Source organism: Anaeromassilibacillus senegalensis (assembly GCF_001261775.1).
In the GTDB taxonomy this organism is placed as follows: Bacteria; Bacillota; Clostridia; order Oscillospirales; family Acutalibacteraceae; genus Anaeromassilibacillus; species Anaeromassilibacillus senegalensis.
Genome location: NZ_LN868536.1, coordinates 580,867 through 596,157, shown reverse-complemented (window position 1 = coordinate 596,157; position 15,291 = coordinate 580,867). Strand labels below are relative to the sequence as shown.

Below are 15,291 nucleotides of genomic sequence, written 5' to 3'. Positions count from 1 at the left end.
ACATGCTGTCCCTTCTGGAAATGAGCGTTTATGGCGGCATTCTTATCGTGGCAATCGTCATTCTTCGGGCACTGGCCATCCATCATCTGCCCAAAAATGCCTTTCTGGTGTTGTGGGCCGCCGCACTCTGCCGCCTGCTGCTTCCGTTTGACGTCCCCTCTCCCGCCAGCATTTACCGCACGGCGGAGCCCATCGGCAGCATCGTTCGCCGCCCCGGCGTGTTGCAGGGCAACAATGTTGTGTCCGTCGCAGAAGCCTCCGCCGGGATTGCGCCTCTGTCAATCCTCTGGTTCGTTCTGTTTGTGTTGTTCGCGGGTTTCTTTATCTTCTCCCACTTGCGTTCCCGCCGCGATTACAGAGCGTCCCTGCCGCTGGAGCATCCCTATGTCAAAAGCTGGCTGGAAGCGCATCGCCTGCGCCGGCCGGTGCAGGTGCGGTATTCTGATCAGATTGAAACACCCCTCACATATGGGATTCTCTGGCCTGTTATCCTTCTGCCTAAATCGTTGGACTGGTCCGACGAGGTCCAGCTCTCGTACATATTGGCACACGAAATGGCACACATCCGTCGCTTTGACGCACTGAGCAAATGGCTGCTGGCGGCCACTCTGTGTATTCACTGGTTTAATCCGCTGGTTTGGGTGATGTATGTGCTGGCCAATCGGGACCTGGAGCTTTCCTGTGACGCGTCTGTCGTCCGTCAGTACGGTATGCAGTCCCGCGCGCCATATGCCCTTACCTTAGTTGATCTGGAAGAGCACCGTTCACATTTTGCTCCCCTTTCCAGCAGCTTCAGCAAAAACGCAATGAAGGAACGGATCACCGCCATCATGAAGTCCCGGAAAACGTCCGTCATCAGCATTACGGCGGCCTCTGTGCTGATCGTCGTCGTGATCGGCGTCTTCGCCACCTCCGCGCCTTCCCTGAAGCGTAAACCGCCTGTCGTTCCCTATCTTCCGACCGCGAGTACAGCGGATACCCTGGAACAGGCGCAGAACCGGATCGATTCCGCAGACTGGGAAGAAAATTCTTCCTACACACAGGAACAGTACAACCTGCTGCTTCACAACTTAAAACTTGACGGCTACGAAAACATGTCCATTTCCGAGTTTAACCGAAAAATCAACGCCGCGTTCATGCAGGATGAGGATTGGGGCAGAAACGGCATTCACTATGCATACGAAATGGTTTTGCAAAATCTGCCCGACACAGACCCAAACGCATCGTTTTTTCGCAACACTGTCCAAGCCTCTTATCGGGAATACAATACCCGTTTAAACGAGGTCCGTTCCGGGATGCCGGAAGACCCCAGCTTCTCCGGTTCCGCCAGATACGTCAGCAACGAAGATGTTTTTGGAGACACCATTCCCGTTCACTATGTGGATGCGGAATACGAATTTACCTATCGTATCCTGGACCAGGACAAGCTGACGGTCGCGGCGCGCGACCAGTTCCTGCAAAATGTGATGCAGGGCGCGCAGCAAGTGATCACCGACCGGGCACAAGAATTTTTCAACAGCGCCAATGCGGAAGAACTTTTCAACACAGCATTGCGGGAAATCGGAAAGACTGCTTCCACAGATCATATTTCATTTACCGGATGCAAAATTAATTATCTGGAATCAGACTAAAAGGGGATTTTATTATGATACATAAAACCTGGTTAACCGCCTCTGTTTCCATTCTGTCGCTCTGTATTGCCATTGTCTGTTCCGCCTGTGCCACCAATGTACCGGAGCCTGCTCCCACCCATGTGGACAGGCCCGGCACATACAGCCGGTTCCACTTTTCCAACAGCGATTCCCAATATACCAAAGCCGATTACGACCTGGCACTGTCCTTTCAATCGGACAATTACAAAGAATTGACGGTAGACGCGTTTAACCGCAGCGTTCTGGATTGGGAAAATGAGGACGCGTTTCACAAAACAGAGAAATCCCTGCAACGCCTCCTCTGGACGCTGCCGGAAGAGGACCCCAACGCTGATTTTATTTTCACTACGCTGACCTACACCTGGAACGAATGCCGCACAAAGCATTATAACCTCTGTGAGCAGGAGCGCAATCCCTCTTACAGCGGCTCCGCCAAGCGCGAAACGTTTGGAGATATTTTCGGCGATCAGGTGGTGTTAACGGGCGGATATGCAGATTACTGGTTTGATTATGCCATTCCTGACGGCACGGCGCTGACCGTTGCTCAGCGGGACACCTCCCTGCAAAGCGTAGACAAAGAGATGCAAAAATTTTTGGACAGCCAGACAGAAAACGCTTTAAAGGATGAAAAGTCCATGGAAAAAGCTCTGCTTGCCGAGCTGAAACAGATTTTGGGGAAACTGAACAATGGTCTGGTATATGCGGCCAAGTGTGATGTAGGCTATGATTGGGATTCAAACATGGAAAAAGGAAACAATAAGTCGAATTCTGAAAGTGCCTCTTCTGATCCATCCACCGACACCTATACCAAAGAGCAATACGATCTCGCACTTCGCTCTTTGCAATTTTCCAATTATGAAAACATGCCGATTGCGGAATTTGACCGGAAAATCAATGCTGCTTTTATGAATGACGAGGAAGAAGACTATGCAAAAAGTCTGAATTTTGCCTATGAAATGGTCACCTGCCATCTTCCGGATGACGATCCGAATGAGACGTTTTTCCGTTTAACCGTTCCTTGCTCGTTAGAGGAATATCGTGCAAAAACCCGGGAGATTTTCTCCGGCAAACCGGCGGACCCGGAGTTTTCCGGGCGCAGCTACAGCTACAAGGAAGAGGATGTCTTTGGCGACCTGGTTCAGACCGATTGTGCGGAGGCCGATTATTCCTTCACTTACCGGATCCTGGAACCAAATCAGCTCACTGTGCGGGAACGGAATCAATTCCTGACCGCTGTTGAAAAGGGCGCACAGGACTATTTAAAAAACAAACTGAATCGCGGCAGCATCACGGAAGCAGACTTTAAAGCCGGGCTGGAAGCGGCAGGCAAATCCGCAAGCAACGAACGGATCAAGTTTACCGGCTGTGAGATTTATAGTTTTGATTCCTACCGCTGATAAAAGTAGTTGTGTTCTCTTGGTTTCTGAGCGCTTTCCGATTGGATTGGCAGAAAAGGATTTTCGGTTACGTTTAGAAGCGGAAAATCTAAGAATTTTCTGAATGTAATAAAAAAGCAGCTGCGTTTTACTGGTTTTAAAGTGCTTTTCAGTGGGGCTGGCAACAAAGGGTTTTTCTTCTATTCCAAGGTAGAAAATTTTGTGATCCTCCCGATGTCATAAAAAACACAAAAAATTCAGCAGCAATTTCCTCCGGTATTTTCGCGGGATTTGTCAAAACTAATTCCGGAGGTGATTACTATGCCGAATAACCAAACGCACAATGCACCGCTGCAGGATAATGAAAAGATGCAGAAGTTCTTTTCCTGCCAGCCGTATTTTGTACAGGAAAGCATCATGCAGACCGGCGTCGGCGCAAGCTCTGAAACCGAACTGCACCAGTGCGCAGAAAACCTGACGAAGAAAAATTACAATCAGGAATAAAAAGCAGTTGCATTCCTCCAGTTTCTGAGCGTTTTTCAAGTAACGTGTTAGAAAAAGGATTTTTATTTTGCTCATAGGTGAACCGTCTGGAAATTTTCTTGATGTAATAAAAAAATACCGCGGAATGGGCTTTCCCATTCCGCGGTATTTTGCGTCATTGGATACATTCGTCTAAAAATTTGCGAAAGATTTGTACATGCACCTGTTCATCCAGGACGATGCGGCGCAAAATCGCTGAGATATTTGGGTCCTGAATCATGGACGCCTGACGCAGATACTTGGCAATCGTGTCCTGCTCCGCAAGCAAATTGCGCTGCATCAGGTGAAAAAAGTTTTTATGGTTGGAAACATAGCTGCCGTTCCAAACCTGCTTCCTCTGCCGGAACTGTACCGCATACGTCGGGTCTCCACCCAATTCCCGCACCAGATTTCCAAAGATATCCAGATGGTGCATTTCTACCTTGGCGATCGCATGCATTGTTTTTGCCGCGTCCGGGCGCTGCGGTTCCAGAATCCAGCCGTCGTACAGGTATTGGCAGACTGCCGTCATTTCACTTGCCGACGCAACCAGATTCCCATGCATCAAGCCTGCGTACAGCTTGTTTTTTCCCTCCACTTGAATCGGCGGATACGGCTCCGGCGACTGAAAGGTTGGGCCAATATCTATGTTAGCGTTGGGTTCTTTTTTATTCATAGAACGATCCACAGTAAATCCCCCATTTGCGAATTACTTCATCAATACATATGCGCCCGGCGGCAGCGTTATACCCTGTAAATTTTGTTCAGCCCGCCAAGGCACTTCTGATCGGATGACAGCCAACCGCTGTATGTATGTTTTTACCGTGTCCGTTAACACTAATCCGGGGTGATTATAATGGATGAAACGCCGCTTGGCTTCGGCATGGCCATGATCCAATGTCCGGAAGCCATGCAATACTTTGAACAGGACCGCAATATTGACCGGGAATGGGAGAGCCAGCCGAATCCTGAACTGCGGGAGTACCGCCATACTTTGAAAAACGAAATGGAGCAAGAGCTTGTCTTCCCATTCGGGGAAGAACCGCAGCGGTATGTATAGTGAGATGCAAAAACGGAACCTCATCCCAACGGGATCGGTTCCGTTTCTCTCTTTATAAATAGGCGCTGTCTGTGGATCGGTGTTTCAAGTCGATGCGTTCTACCATGTCTGCCAGCGTCGTGCTGCACAACGCTTCTTCGACCGCCGCGTCGATGGCGTTCCAGACATGTTCTCGCAAAAAGCGCCGCAGGTCGGTTTCCTCTCCTTCCTGTTCCTCCCCTACGGAAAGCGATCCTTCCAGGGTCTCCAAAATCTGCTGCAGTGTAATCTGTTCCGGCGGCACCGCCAAAAGATACCCGCCCTGCGCACCCGCCATGCCAGAAACGATTCCAGCGCGTTTTAAAACGGCAAAAATGCTTTCCAGATAGTTTAGCGATAAATCCTGCCGCTCAGAAATCCCCCCCAGGGATACGCGGCCTTCTCCCATATGCATCGCCAGATCGATTATGGCACGCAGCCCATAGCGCCCTCTGGTGGATATCTTCATCGGCTGCTCCCTCCTTTCTGTTCCTCATACCATTCCTTTTGGAGCTGCTCCAAGGTAATGCGGTCCGCCGTCCGCGCAATGGCATTGGACAGCTCCACCCATACCTGCCGGCTGACGCAGGAATAGCGCACCTTGCTTTTACAGGCGGAAAGGGACTCTACACATTTTACCGGCACCAGACTGCCCTCCACCGCACGGATCACCTGCCCCACAGAAATGTCCGCCAGCGGCCGGTCAAACACAAACCCGCCCTTCGCGCCGCGCCTTGTGCGTACAATCCCCGCCTGTTTGAGCTTGAAAAAAATCTGCTCCAAATAGGCGGCGGACAAATTGGTTTCCTTTGCTATTTCCTTTATATTCACCGCATCTTCGCGGCCTGCAACTGCCATATAGAACAGGCCCTCCAGTGCATAGCGGCTTTTTGTAGAAAGTTTCATTTCGTCCTCCGATCTAAATCAAGTGGCTTTATCATAATGATACTATGAGTTTTTTTCAGATGCAATACAAAAGTTAAGTTTTCCTATTGACTTTGTATGGAATAGGGCCTATAATAGAGGCACGAACTAAACATTACTATTTTACTAGGAATTAGATTTCCGATACATTTTGAGAAACGGAGCGATGCAACGATGAAAATGGCAAAGAAATTGACGGACCTGATTGGCAACACCCCTCTGCTGGAGTTATCCAACTATGAAGCACAGAATGGCCTGGAGGCAACCGTGGCGGCAAAGCTGGAATATTTTAATCCGCTTTCTTCCGTCAAGGACCGCGTGGGATTCGCACTGATTCAGGACGCAGAAGAACGTGGGCTGATCAACCAGGGTACCACCATCATTGAACCGACCAGCGGCAATACCGGCGTCGGCCTTGCCTTTGTCGCTGCATCGCGCGGCTACCGTCTGATTTTGACCATGCCGGAAACTATGAGCCTGGAACGCCGCCGCCTCGTTTCCGCCCTGGGCGCAGAGCTGATCCTGACGGAGGGCGCCAAAGGGATGAAGGGTGCAATTGCCAAGGCGGAAGAGCTTGCAAAAGAAATTCCGAATTCCTTTATTCCCGGCCAGTTTGTCAACCCGGCCAACCCGGCCATGCATCGTAAAACCACTGCACAGGAAATCTGGAACGATACCGACGGCAAGGTGGATATTTTCGTTGCAGGGATCGGCACCGGCGGTACGATCACCGGCGTTGGCGAAGGGCTTAAGGCACACAACCCAAATGTAAAGGTTGTTGCTGTAGAACCCACGGATTCCCCCGTTATTTCTCAGGGAAAAGCCGGGCCGCATAAAATTCAGGGCATCGGCGCAGGCTTTGTACCGGATATTCTGAATACCGATATTCTGGACGAGATTGTGACTGTCAGCAATGAAGCCGCCTTTACCACAACGAAAACCCTTGCCAAAACCGAGGGTCTGCTGGTGGGCATCTCCGCGGGTGCGGCAGTTTACGCAGCGACCCAGCTGGCAAAGCGGCCGGAAAATAAAGGGAAACTGATTGTGGTTCTGTTGCCCGACACTGGCGAGCGCTATCTTTCCACCGGCGTCTTTGACGCGGAATAACAAACGCTTACATGCACATTTGATATATCTCTTTTAAAAATTCCCCGGTCAATGGCCGGGGAATTTTTTATTACATCAGGAAAGCCGACAGATTTTCCATCTACAAACGTAACCAAAATCTGTTTCTGCCGGTCAACCGAAAAACGCCTAAAAAGCCGGTAAAACACAGCTGTTTTTACAGGAACAGGTTTGACAAACCGGATCTTGGGATGTAAAATCATATGGAATCTATTTTTCAATTTTTTGTTGATTTTAAGAGGTTTTTTCTGTACGTTGCGGAAAGGACCTCATCTTCTATGACAAAGTGAGGAGTGTAAGCATGAGCCACACAATTATTACCATTGCCCGCCAGTACGGAAGCGGTGGCAGAGAAATCGGCGAGAAGGTCGCTAAAAAGATGGGTATCCCTTTTTATGACAAGGACCTGATTGCCATGGCGGCAAAGCAGAGCGGCATGAGCGAAGAGGTTTTTGAACGGGCTGACGAAAAAGCGGCCAACAGTCTGCTGTACTCCCTGATGATGGGCAACTATTCCCTTGGCGGCCATATTTCCACCGTCAATGAAATGCCAATCAACGACAAACTTTTCCTGATTCAGACCAATATCATTCGTGAAGTGGCGGAAAAAGGGCCGTGTGTAATCGTGGGCCGCTGTGCGGATTATATCCTTCGTGAGCACAAAGCTTGTATGCATGTCTTTGTCTATGCGGATAAATTTTCCCGCATGGAACGCATTATCAACAAATATGACGTGGACCCGGCCAAAGCGGCGGATACCCTCGTCAAACAGGATAAACAAAGGGCAAATTATTATAATTTTTATTCCAACCAGAAGTGGGGCAGCAAGGACAACTATCACCTGATGGTGGATTCTTCCGCTTTCGGCATTGAGAATTCTGTCGATTTAATTCGCAGCGCCGTCGAAATGAAAGAAAACGTCCGATAAGCACTGTCTAACCGTATCTTCTGCCGGCCCTTTCAAACGTGCCCCGGTATCATTCCCTGTGAGGAATGGCGGCGGCGTGCGCTTTTGGAAAGGGCCTATTTTTTGGATAAAGGAGCATTTTTGTGAAACAGAAAACTGCCGGCATCACGGACATGACATCCGGCAATCCTTACCGGCTTATTTTACTTTTCACCGCGCCGCTGCTGCTTGGCAACGTGTTTCAACAGCTCTACAACATGGTGGACAGCATGGTGGTGGGCAATTTCATCGGAGAGCAGGCGCTGGCCGCCGTTGGAACCGGGTTCCCCATCATCTTTATGCTCAGCTCTCTCTTTATGGGCCTGAGCGTCGGCGCCACGATCATGATTTCCCAGTACTACGGCGCAAAAGATATGGAAAACGTACGCGGTACCGTTAACACGATCTACACCGCCACCATGGTGGGCATCATTCCTCTGACCGTCATCGGCATTCTGAGCAGCGAACCGCTCCTGCGGCTGATGAACGTCCCGGACGACGGCACGCTTGAAATGGCCAAAATCTACATGCTGGTGATTTTCATCGGCATGATCGGCAATCTGGGCTTTAATATCAACGCCGGTATTTTACAGGGCTTTGGAGACAGCCGCACTTCTCTGTTGTTTCTTGCCGTGGCCGCAATCATCAACATTGTACTGGACCTGGTCTTCACCTTCTGCGGCATGGGCGTGTTCGGCGTGGCGCTTGCGACGATCATTGCACAGGTTTCCTCGTGGCTGTTCGGCGTATATTTCATCAACAAGCACTATACCTTTCTGCATATCAGCCTGTTTAAATTTCAGTTTAACCGTTCGCTGTTCAACAAAGCCATCCGGCTGGGTGTGCCGTCCGGCATTCAGCAGGCGCTGTTTTCCGTCGGAATCATGGCGATGCAGGCGCTGGTCAACAGTTATGGGTCCTCTTTCATTGCAGGCTTTAACGGCTCCAACAAAATTGATACCTTTGTATTCCTGCCCATCCAGAGCATTTCCAGCGCCGTCACCACGTATGTGGGACAGAACGTCGGCGCCGCCCGGTTGGACCGCGTCAGGCGAGGCACCAAGGCCGGACTGGTGCTCGGCGTCTGCGGCAGCCTGTTGATCAGCGGATTGGTCTATCCGCTCAGCGCGCTGCTGATGCGGATGTTCAGTCAAAGCCCGGACGTGATTTCCGCGGGCGTGAGCTACCTGCATTCCCTGCTGCCGTTCTATTTTTTGTGTGCGGTCCTGTTTATCCTCAGCGCCGTACTGCGCGGAGCGGGATCCATGGTGGTTCCGATGGCCGCCAGTTTGATTTCCCTGTGGATTGCCCGTATTCCCATCGCCTACTGGATCGCCGGCCAATTTGGAAAAGATTTTATTTACTACTCCTATCCGGTCAGCTGGGCGCTCGGCGTTGTGATCGTATTGATCTACTACCTGCAGGGCGGATGGAAAAAGAAAAGCATTATTACTCCCAAAACAGCATCATAAACCGGCTGTACGCATAAAAAACCGTTGAAAATTGACGGCTCCCCCTGCGAAGGCAGGGGGAGCCGCTTTTTATTCCATCAACATTATTTCTCTGTGTTCTTTTGGTTTTTTTGATAGAGGATCCACAGCCCTTTTAGCATCAGGCTGTCGTCACAGATAATCTTTTTCCGGCAATTCGGCACAATGACACGCGCCAGCCCGCCCGTTGCAATCACCGTGGGTTCCTCGCCCAGCTGTTCCGCTACGCGATCCACAATGCCGTCCAGCATGGCGGCGTTTCCATACAGGGTGCCGCTTTTCATGCAGTCGATGGTATTGGTGCCCACCAGCTTTTTCGGCGGTTCCAATCCGATATGCGGAAGCTGAGAGGTCCGGCTGGCCAACGCTTCCATTCCCAAAATAACGCCGGGCATAATCATACCGCCCATATAACCGCCGTTCCGATCCACAACGGAAAGGGTCGTCGCCGTGCCGAGGTCAAAAATCATGATCGGTTTTGGATACTCCGCAATGGCCGCCACCGCATCCACAACAAGGTCGCTGCCCAACTGCGCCGGATTGTCAATCAGAATATTCAATCCCGTCTTCAATCCGCTTCCCACCACCATGCAGCGTTTGCCGGTGATCTTTTCCACCGCACTGCGCAGAGGCATCGCCAGCGCGGGCACCACGGTTGAGATAATCCCCCCCTCCATGTCGGAGGGCTTTTGCCCGTTCAGCTCCAGCAGGTTCTTCATCAGTACGGCGTATTCGTCGCCTGTTTTAAAGCGGTCAGTGGAAAGCCGCGCGGTAAAGTGAATGGTTTCTTCATCAATGCCGCCCAGCACAATATTGGTATTTCCAACGTCAATGGCAAGAATCATACCGGTGTATTCTCCCCTTTATATAGTCTTGGGATCAGGCGAGTGATTTTCTCTGCAGCGCCAAGAGCGCCTTGCCGATCGAAACCGTCAGCACAACGGCGGCAATCGCCTCCGGCACGCCGTTAGTCCCCACAACCGCAAGGACCGCGCCCAGCACGGCGTCCACCGGGATCCCCTTCGCCGCCGCGTAGGCGTCCTTAAACAGCAGGAACATGGTGCCCATGACAAAAACCGTGTTGGTAAAGGAACCGAGCAAAGCGGCAACCGCCAAGGAAATGATTTCCGATGTCAACGCGACGAACTTCGATGACGTATTCTTTTCCATCAAAAGGGTCTTGGCCTCACGGCCCTCTAAAGTGGCAGCTGTCCGAGCCACAAGCCTCGCCGCAGTGTTCTTCTTCATTAGTTTCTGCAATAAAACAAAGACATAGTACGGCACAATGCCCACCAAAATACGCGGAATGAACGTGATCACCAAGCTCAGCCAGTTTCCGCTCGTTGTACCCGGCGCCGGGATCGCCGGAGAAAAGGCAAACGACAGCAGCGTCGGCGTCATGGTATTGCTGATCAGGCTGGTCAGGCCGAACAGCCCTCCCAGAATCGCGCCCTTTTTGGGGCCAAGCAAAATGGAACCGATAATGACCGGCACATGCACGATTGTGGCTTTGATCAGCGGCAGCTGGATAAAGCCAATCGGTGTGAATGCCAGCAGCAAGATGATTGCTGCAAACAGGGCCAACAGGACGAAGTCGCGGTACTTTGCGGATTGTTTATTCATTTTTCATACCCTCCTGCTGCTGCTCCTTTATACTTAGAAAGGATACAGCGCAAATTTTCCTCTACATTATAAGCGCACATCGTTAAAAAATCAACAATGCAATGCAGGATTTTTCAGAAAAATAGCATTTTGGTTTTATTTTTCCGCCGAAAGCGCGAAAAATGTGGTATGCTAAAGAAAAGCTTCTTTTGCGGAAGGGTGTGTTTTGTATGAAGGAATGTGTCTGCGGACTGGATTGCAGCGCCTGTTCTCAATTTGGCGCGGCGTGTCCCGGCTGTGCGGCGCTGAAGGGCCGCGTGTGCTGGACCCCAGCCCTCGACATCGACTGCTGCTCCATCTATCGATGCGCGAAAAGCAAAGGATTGGCACACTGCGGGTTTTGTACAGAGCTCCCCTGCGACATCTGGCGGACGCTGCGCGATCCCGCGCAAAACGAGGAAGCATTTCAGGAATCCCTTCAGGCGCGCATCAAAGCACTGTACCAACGCACCTTGAAAGAAAGCGATTTGCTCCAAATACCGGGCGTTGGAAAAACCATCGCTGAAAACTTGATAAACATCGGCTGTCCAACCGTCGCCTCTCTGCGCGGAAAAGACCCGGAGGAGCTGTATGCAAAGGACTGCGCATATAAAGGCTTCCAGGAGGACCGATGCCTGCTGTATGTCTTCCGACTGGCGGTTTACTTCGCGGAAAATGAAACACACGATCCAGATCAATTAAAATGGTGGAACTGGAAGGATCGTACATAACCGGTATTTACGGGTACTCGGAACTCTGGTATACTGTGTGCACAATGTAAAAAACCTGTGGAAAAGAGGGACCGCATGTGTTAAAAGGAAAAACCATTTTATTGGGCGTCACAGGCGGCATTGCCGCCTATAAAGCGGCGTACCTGGCAAGCGCGCTGCATAAGCAGGGCTGCGAGGTCCATGTGCTGATGACCGCAAACGCCACTCATTTTATCAATCCCATCACATTTGAAAGCCTGACCGGACACAAATGCCTGGTGGATACCTTTGACCGCAATTTTGAATTCAACGTGGAGCATGTCGCGCTGGCAAAAGCGGCGGACCTCTGCCTGATCGCTCCAGCCACCGCCAATGTGATTGCCAAGATGGCGCACGGATTGGCCGACGATATGCTGACCACCACCGTACTGGCCTGTAAATGCAAAAAACTGGTTTCCCCCGCCATGAATACCCGCATGTATGAAAATCCCATTACCCAGGACAATCTGGACCGATTGCGCCACTACGGTTTTACCGTCATTGAGCCAGAGATGGGCTATCTGGCCTGCGGTGACACCGGGGCGGGCAAATTTCCAGACCCGGAGGTCATTCTGGAATATGTTTATCAGGAACTCTGCTGGGAAAAGGACATGCAGGGCCTGCGCGTCCTGGTAACCGCTGGCCCCACACAGGAGGCGATCGACCCGGTCCGCTATATCACCAATCATTCCACAGGTAAAATGGGCTATGCGCTCGCACAGAACGCTGCCCGGCGCGGCGCGTCTGTCACACTGGTGACAGGCCCTACCGCCCTTCAGCCGCCGGCCTTTGTGGATGTGGTCCCCGTTTGCAGTGCACAGGATATGTTTGAGGCTGTCACAATGCGCAGCGAACAGCAGGATATCATTGTCAAGGCCGCCGCAGTCGCGGATTACCGTCCGGTGGAAGTCAGCGGCGATAAAATCAAAAAGCAGGACGGCGACAGCTCTGTTCCGTTGGTTCGGACGGCAGATATTTTGCAGTATCTGGGAGAGCATAAACCGGCGCATCAATTTTTGTGCGGCTTCTCCATGGAAACGCGCGATATGCTGGAAAACTCGCGTAAAAAACTTTTAAAAAAGCAGGCGGACATGATCGTCGCCAACAATTTGAAAGTCTCCGGCGCGGGATTTGGTACGGATACAAACGTTGTCACGCTGATCACCAAAGACCAGGAAATCGCGCTGCCGCAGCTTTCCAAAGAGGAAACCGCCGCGCGTATTTTTGACCAGATTCTGGCATTGCGCACCCAACCGCAAGTATAAAAAGGAACAGATCGGTACAAAATAGAGATGCATTCTGCTCTGTCGTGCCGATTGTTCCAAATCAGCACGACAGTCGGGAATGCTATTCTCATTAAGAAAGAAGTGCTGATTATGACAAGCTTGAAATGTACAGTCACCAACTGCGTGAACAATGCCAAGGAGTGCTGCTGCCGCCCTGACATCAAGGTAGCAGGCGCATGTGCCTGCGACTGCGAGCAGACCTGCTGCGCCGACTTTGCGGACAAGACCGGTTCCGCTTCCAATTCCTCCTGCGACACAGATATTCCGAACGAAGCACTGCATGTCCGCTGCGAGGCGCACAACTGCGTTTACAATGCAAACGGCGACTGCGACGCGAGCAATATTCATGTTGCCTGCGGTTCCTGCGGCAAACCGGACTGCAAGAGCCAGACCGAGTGTGCAACTTTTAAAATGAAATAAGCTGCCACAACAAAAGAGTGTTTCCAATTTACTTTGGAAACACTCTTTTTCTATTTTTATTGTTACTTCAAGAACATAAAAAATACAGATTCCTGCTCAAGCTAAATACGCACAGATATCGAGGATGACATTGCCTTTTTCATCCGGCTTGGTAAAACGGGAACAATGATACCGCTCAAAGAACCAGCCGTCCTGAGAAAAACCCCATCCCTTCTGAGCCATGGCCTCCACACAAAGGTCGGATGCCCCCGCGCTGTACAGCTCTCCATTTTGTGCATTGCCGCGGAGCCAGCACACGCCCACTTCCCCGGCCGGGATCTCCACCGACATAAAGCCGTCCGGCACGTCCGCATCCGGCGCCAAAAAAACGCCGATCCAATATGCAAACGTGCTGCCAGAATCCGTGACGCGCATCACACCCAGATCATCTTCACTTACACCGGGGATGCTTTTGCATTGTCTGAGTTTTTCAAACCACCCTTCCCGGTATGCCTGCTGCCAATGATATGCAAATGTTCCCATTTCATCCCGGTCCGCATTGGTGTAGCGTTTTCCCACCAACTTAACAGCAGGAAAACTTTCCTTGTAAACCTTGACGATTTCCATGTACCTTTTCTCCGATCCATTTATTTTTTAGAAACAATTGGATGTTTCATCCCACTTTAATTTGTCCCAAAACAGCTCCGATACTACCCTGGATGCATAAATCCGCACTGCCGTCCATCGGAGTCGCGGATTTGTTGATCAATACCAATCGATCCCCATTGTAATAATGCACCAGCCCGGAGGCCGGATAGACAGCAAGCGAAGTTCCGCCGATTATCAGCATGTCGGCGTTTTCAATCGCAGTCAGCGCCCCGGTCAGCGTCCGCTGGTCCAGGCTCTCCTCATACAACACCACATCCGGCTTAATCGTCCCACCGCAATCGCATACAGGAATACCGGTACTGTGCAAGATATACGCCGCGTCATAGGCTTTGCGGCACCGTTGGCAATAGTTGCGATGGACCGAGCCGTGCAGCTCATAGACCGCTTGGCTGCCCGCCTTCTGATGCAGGCCATCGATATTTTGCGTCACAATAGCGGTCAGCTTTCCCGCCGCCTCCAGCTCCGCCAGTTTCTTATGGGCGGCGTTCGGCTCTGCATCCAGACACAGCATCTTTGCCCGGTAAAATTTGTAAAACTCGTCCGTATGCGCCATATAAAAGCTATGGCTCAGAATGGTCTCCGGCGGATATTTGTAATGCTGATGGTACAGCCCATCCACACTGCGGAAATCCGGAATCCCGCTCTCCGTTGAAACCCCCGCGCCGCCAAAAAAGACGATGCGGCGGCTTTCGTCTACCATCCGCTGCAATTCCTCTATTTGATTAACATCCATCATTAACGCCTCCCGGCTTTTGATTCATTTGATATTTCTCTATGTTTTAACATCTGCTTCAGCTTTCCCCGCACCACCTCTAAATTGTCGTCACAAAGAACCGGCAGAAAATTTGTCAGCTTTTCCGGTGTAAAGTCCCACCACCGGAGCGCCAGCAGCAACGAAATCAATTCTTCGTCAAAACGCTTTTTTATCGGTCTGGCCGGATTGCCGCCCACAACGGTATACGGGTCCACATCCTTTGCCACCACGGAATATGCGGCGATGATCGCTCCATTCCCAATCTTCACACCGGGCATGATGACGCTTTCCCGCCCAATCCACACATCGTTGCCAACAACTGTATCCCCTTTAAAAGGGAGCTGGGACAGATGCGGCGGGGTGTTCTCCGCCCAAGCGCCGCCAAAGACATGAAACGGGTAGGTGCTGATACTGCTGATCCGGTGATTGGCGCTTCCCATGATAAATCGGACACCGCTGGCGATTGCACAGAACTTGCCAATACGCAGGCAATCTCCAAACTCCGGCCAGTTAAATAATACATTGTTGCGCTCAAACGCGGTTGGATCAACCGGATCGTCGTAATAGGTGTAATCCCCCACAAAAATATTGGGCGCTGTAATTACATTTTTCAAGAAGCAGGATGTTCGATATTCGTTTGGAAAAACCTCGTTGGGATTTGGAATGCTATTCATAAAAAT

At 51.1% G+C, this 15,291-nt stretch carries 18 protein-coding genes; 10 read left to right on the top strand and 8 right to left on the bottom strand.

The annotated features are described in order from the left end of the window. Positions 1-2: 2 nt before the first annotated feature. The 3 genes from BN2106_RS04965 (at position 3) to BN2106_RS04955 (ending at position 3,532) form a co-directional block, all read left to right on the top strand. Positions 3-1,631: a M56 family metallopeptidase gene (locus BN2106_RS04965; protein ID WP_050697454.1), complete on the top strand. Its 1,629-nt coding sequence runs from the start codon at positions 3-5 to the stop codon at positions 1,629-1,631. Between the two features lie 14 nt (positions 1,632-1,645). Further along, positions 1,646-3,049 carry a hypothetical protein gene (locus BN2106_RS04960; protein WP_050697453.1) on the top strand — a complete coding sequence of 468 codons (1,404 nt, stop codon included), beginning with the start codon at positions 1,646-1,648 and terminating at the stop codon, positions 3,047-3,049. 300 nt (positions 3,050-3,349) lie between these two features. Then, positions 3,350-3,532 carry a hypothetical protein gene (locus tag BN2106_RS04955; RefSeq protein WP_050697452.1) on the top strand — a complete coding sequence of 61 codons (183 nt, stop codon included), beginning with the start codon at positions 3,350-3,352 and terminating at the stop codon, positions 3,530-3,532. 154 nt (positions 3,533-3,686) lie between these two features. On the opposite strand, the gene BN2106_RS04950 is transcribed toward BN2106_RS04955, so the two are convergent. Beyond that, positions 3,687-4,226, bottom strand: coding sequence for a ferritin-like domain-containing protein (locus BN2106_RS04950; protein WP_050697451.1), 540 nt, complete (start codon positions 4,224-4,226; stop codon positions 3,687-3,689). A gap of 180 nt (positions 4,227-4,406) precedes the next feature. On the opposite strand from BN2106_RS04950, the gene BN2106_RS04945 reads away from it, so the two are divergent. Further along, a complete protein-coding gene (locus BN2106_RS04945) occupies positions 4,407-4,610 on the top strand; it encodes a hypothetical protein (protein ID WP_050697450.1) in 204 nt (67 codons plus the stop codon). Positions 4,611-4,662: 52 nt separating this feature from the next. On the opposite strand, the gene BN2106_RS04940 is transcribed toward BN2106_RS04945, so the two are convergent. Then, positions 4,663-5,097 (bottom strand): RrF2 family transcriptional regulator, encoded by a 435-nt coding sequence (locus BN2106_RS04940; protein ID WP_050697449.1) that lies wholly within the window; start codon positions 5,095-5,097, stop codon positions 4,663-4,665. Next, a complete protein-coding gene (locus tag BN2106_RS04935) occupies positions 5,094-5,534 on the bottom strand; it encodes an RrF2 family transcriptional regulator (RefSeq protein WP_050697448.1) in 441 nt (146 codons plus the stop codon). The genes BN2106_RS04940 and BN2106_RS04935 overlap by 4 nt, the downstream gene beginning before the upstream one ends. 192 nt (positions 5,535-5,726) lie before the next feature. Here BN2106_RS04935 and cysK point away from each other — a divergent pair, with 192 nt between their 5' ends. The 3 genes from cysK (at position 5,727) to BN2106_RS04920 (ending at position 9,095) form a co-directional block, all read left to right on the top strand. Continuing rightward, complete coding sequence (gene cysK / locus BN2106_RS04930) at positions 5,727-6,659, top strand: cysteine synthase A (RefSeq protein WP_050697447.1); 933 nt, start codon at positions 5,727-5,729, stop codon at positions 6,657-6,659. Between the two features lie 319 nt (positions 6,660-6,978). Continuing rightward, a complete protein-coding gene (locus tag BN2106_RS04925; RefSeq protein ID WP_050697446.1) occupies positions 6,979-7,605 on the top strand; it encodes a cytidylate kinase-like family protein in 627 nt (208 codons plus the stop codon). A gap of 122 nt (positions 7,606-7,727) precedes the next feature. Then, entirely contained in the window at positions 7,728-9,095 is a 1,368-nt protein-coding gene (locus BN2106_RS04920) for an MATE family efflux transporter (protein ID WP_242846248.1), read from the top strand. An 83-nt stretch (positions 9,096-9,178) separates the two neighbouring features. Here BN2106_RS04920 and BN2106_RS04915 read toward each other — a convergent pair whose 3' ends face one another. Together BN2106_RS04915 and BN2106_RS04910 are read right to left on the bottom strand one after the other, a co-directional pair. Further along, positions 9,179-9,958 (bottom strand): type III pantothenate kinase, encoded by a 780-nt coding sequence (locus tag BN2106_RS04915; protein ID WP_050697445.1) that lies wholly within the window; start codon positions 9,956-9,958, stop codon positions 9,179-9,181. Positions 9,959-9,992: 34 nt separating this feature from the next. Then, a complete protein-coding gene (locus BN2106_RS04910) occupies positions 9,993-10,736 on the bottom strand; it encodes an ECF transporter S component (RefSeq protein WP_050697444.1) in 744 nt (247 codons plus the stop codon). A 209-nt stretch (positions 10,737-10,945) separates the two neighbouring features. Between BN2106_RS04910 and BN2106_RS16920 the strand changes: the two genes are divergently transcribed. From BN2106_RS16920 to BN2106_RS04895, 3 genes are all read left to right on the top strand, one after another. Beyond that, positions 10,946-11,485, top strand: a complete 540-nt coding sequence (locus BN2106_RS16920) for a helix-hairpin-helix domain-containing protein (RefSeq protein ID WP_082236366.1) — start codon at positions 10,946-10,948, stop codon at positions 11,483-11,485. Positions 11,486-11,562: 77 nt separating this feature from the next. Beyond that, positions 11,563-12,768: a bifunctional phosphopantothenoylcysteine decarboxylase/phosphopantothenate--cysteine ligase CoaBC gene (coaBC, locus tag BN2106_RS04900; protein WP_050697443.1), complete on the top strand. Its 1,206-nt coding sequence runs from the start codon at positions 11,563-11,565 to the stop codon at positions 12,766-12,768. Between the two features lie 111 nt (positions 12,769-12,879). Next, a complete protein-coding gene (locus BN2106_RS04895; RefSeq protein ID WP_050697442.1) occupies positions 12,880-13,209 on the top strand; it encodes a DUF1540 domain-containing protein in 330 nt (109 codons plus the stop codon). Between the two features lie 96 nt (positions 13,210-13,305). Here BN2106_RS04895 and BN2106_RS04890 read toward each other — a convergent pair whose 3' ends face one another. Genes BN2106_RS04890 through BN2106_RS04880 form a run of 3 tightly spaced genes read right to left on the bottom strand, consistent with a single transcriptional unit; the run spans position 13,306 to position 15,285 of the window. Next, positions 13,306-13,815, bottom strand: coding sequence for a GyrI-like domain-containing protein (locus BN2106_RS04890; protein ID WP_050697441.1), 510 nt, complete (start codon positions 13,813-13,815; stop codon positions 13,306-13,308). Between the two features lie 46 nt (positions 13,816-13,861). After that, positions 13,862-14,590: an NAD-dependent protein deacylase gene (locus BN2106_RS04885; protein WP_050697440.1), complete on the bottom strand. Its 729-nt coding sequence runs from the start codon at positions 14,588-14,590 to the stop codon at positions 13,862-13,864. Between the two features lie 2 nt (positions 14,591-14,592). Continuing rightward, positions 14,593-15,285, bottom strand: coding sequence for a CatB-related O-acetyltransferase (locus tag BN2106_RS04880; protein WP_050697439.1), 693 nt, complete (start codon positions 15,283-15,285; stop codon positions 14,593-14,595). Positions 15,286-15,291 lie beyond the last annotated feature (6 nt).

Bases quoted from the DNA above. Each gene is read 5' to 3' on its own strand.
- BN2106_RS04925 (WP_050697446.1), top strand. From the start codon at position 6,979: ATGAGCCACACAATTATTACCATTGCCCGCCAGTACGGAAGCGGTGGC.
- BN2106_RS04880 (WP_050697439.1), bottom strand. From the start codon at position 15,285: ATGAATAGCATTCCAAATCCCAACGAGGTTTTTCCAAACGAATATCGA.
- BN2106_RS04895 (WP_050697442.1), top strand. From the start codon at position 12,880: ATGACAAGCTTGAAATGTACAGTCACCAACTGCGTGAACAATGCCAAG.
- BN2106_RS04960 (WP_050697453.1), top strand. From the start codon at position 1,646: ATGATACATAAAACCTGGTTAACCGCCTCTGTTTCCATTCTGTCGCTC.
- BN2106_RS04950 (WP_050697451.1), bottom strand. From the start codon at position 4,226: ATGAATAAAAAAGAACCCAACGCTAACATAGATATTGGCCCAACCTTT.
- BN2106_RS04915 (WP_050697445.1), bottom strand. From the start codon at position 9,958: ATGATTCTTGCCATTGACGTTGGAAATACCAATATTGTGCTGGGCGGC.
- BN2106_RS04935 (WP_050697448.1), bottom strand. From the start codon at position 5,534: ATGAAACTTTCTACAAAAAGCCGCTATGCACTGGAGGGCCTGTTCTAT.
- BN2106_RS04890 (WP_050697441.1), bottom strand. From the start codon at position 13,815: ATGGAAATCGTCAAGGTTTACAAGGAAAGTTTTCCTGCTGTTAAGTTG.
- BN2106_RS04940 (WP_050697449.1), bottom strand. From the start codon at position 5,097: ATGAAGATATCCACCAGAGGGCGCTATGGGCTGCGTGCCATAATCGAT.
- BN2106_RS04885 (WP_050697440.1), bottom strand. From the start codon at position 14,590: ATGGATGTTAATCAAATAGAGGAATTGCAGCGGATGGTAGACGAAAGC.
- BN2106_RS04965 (WP_050697454.1), top strand. From the start codon at position 3: ATGCTGTCCCTTCTGGAAATGAGCGTTTATGGCGGCATTCTTATCGTG.
- BN2106_RS04910 (WP_050697444.1), bottom strand. From the start codon at position 10,736: ATGAATAAACAATCCGCAAAGTACCGCGACTTCGTCCTGTTGGCCCTG.
- BN2106_RS16920 (WP_082236366.1), top strand. From the start codon at position 10,946: ATGAAGGAATGTGTCTGCGGACTGGATTGCAGCGCCTGTTCTCAATTT.
- BN2106_RS04955 (WP_050697452.1), top strand. From the start codon at position 3,350: ATGCCGAATAACCAAACGCACAATGCACCGCTGCAGGATAATGAAAAG.
- cysK (WP_050697447.1), top strand. From the start codon at position 5,727: ATGAAAATGGCAAAGAAATTGACGGACCTGATTGGCAACACCCCTCTG.
- BN2106_RS04945 (WP_050697450.1), top strand. From the start codon at position 4,407: ATGGATGAAACGCCGCTTGGCTTCGGCATGGCCATGATCCAATGTCCG.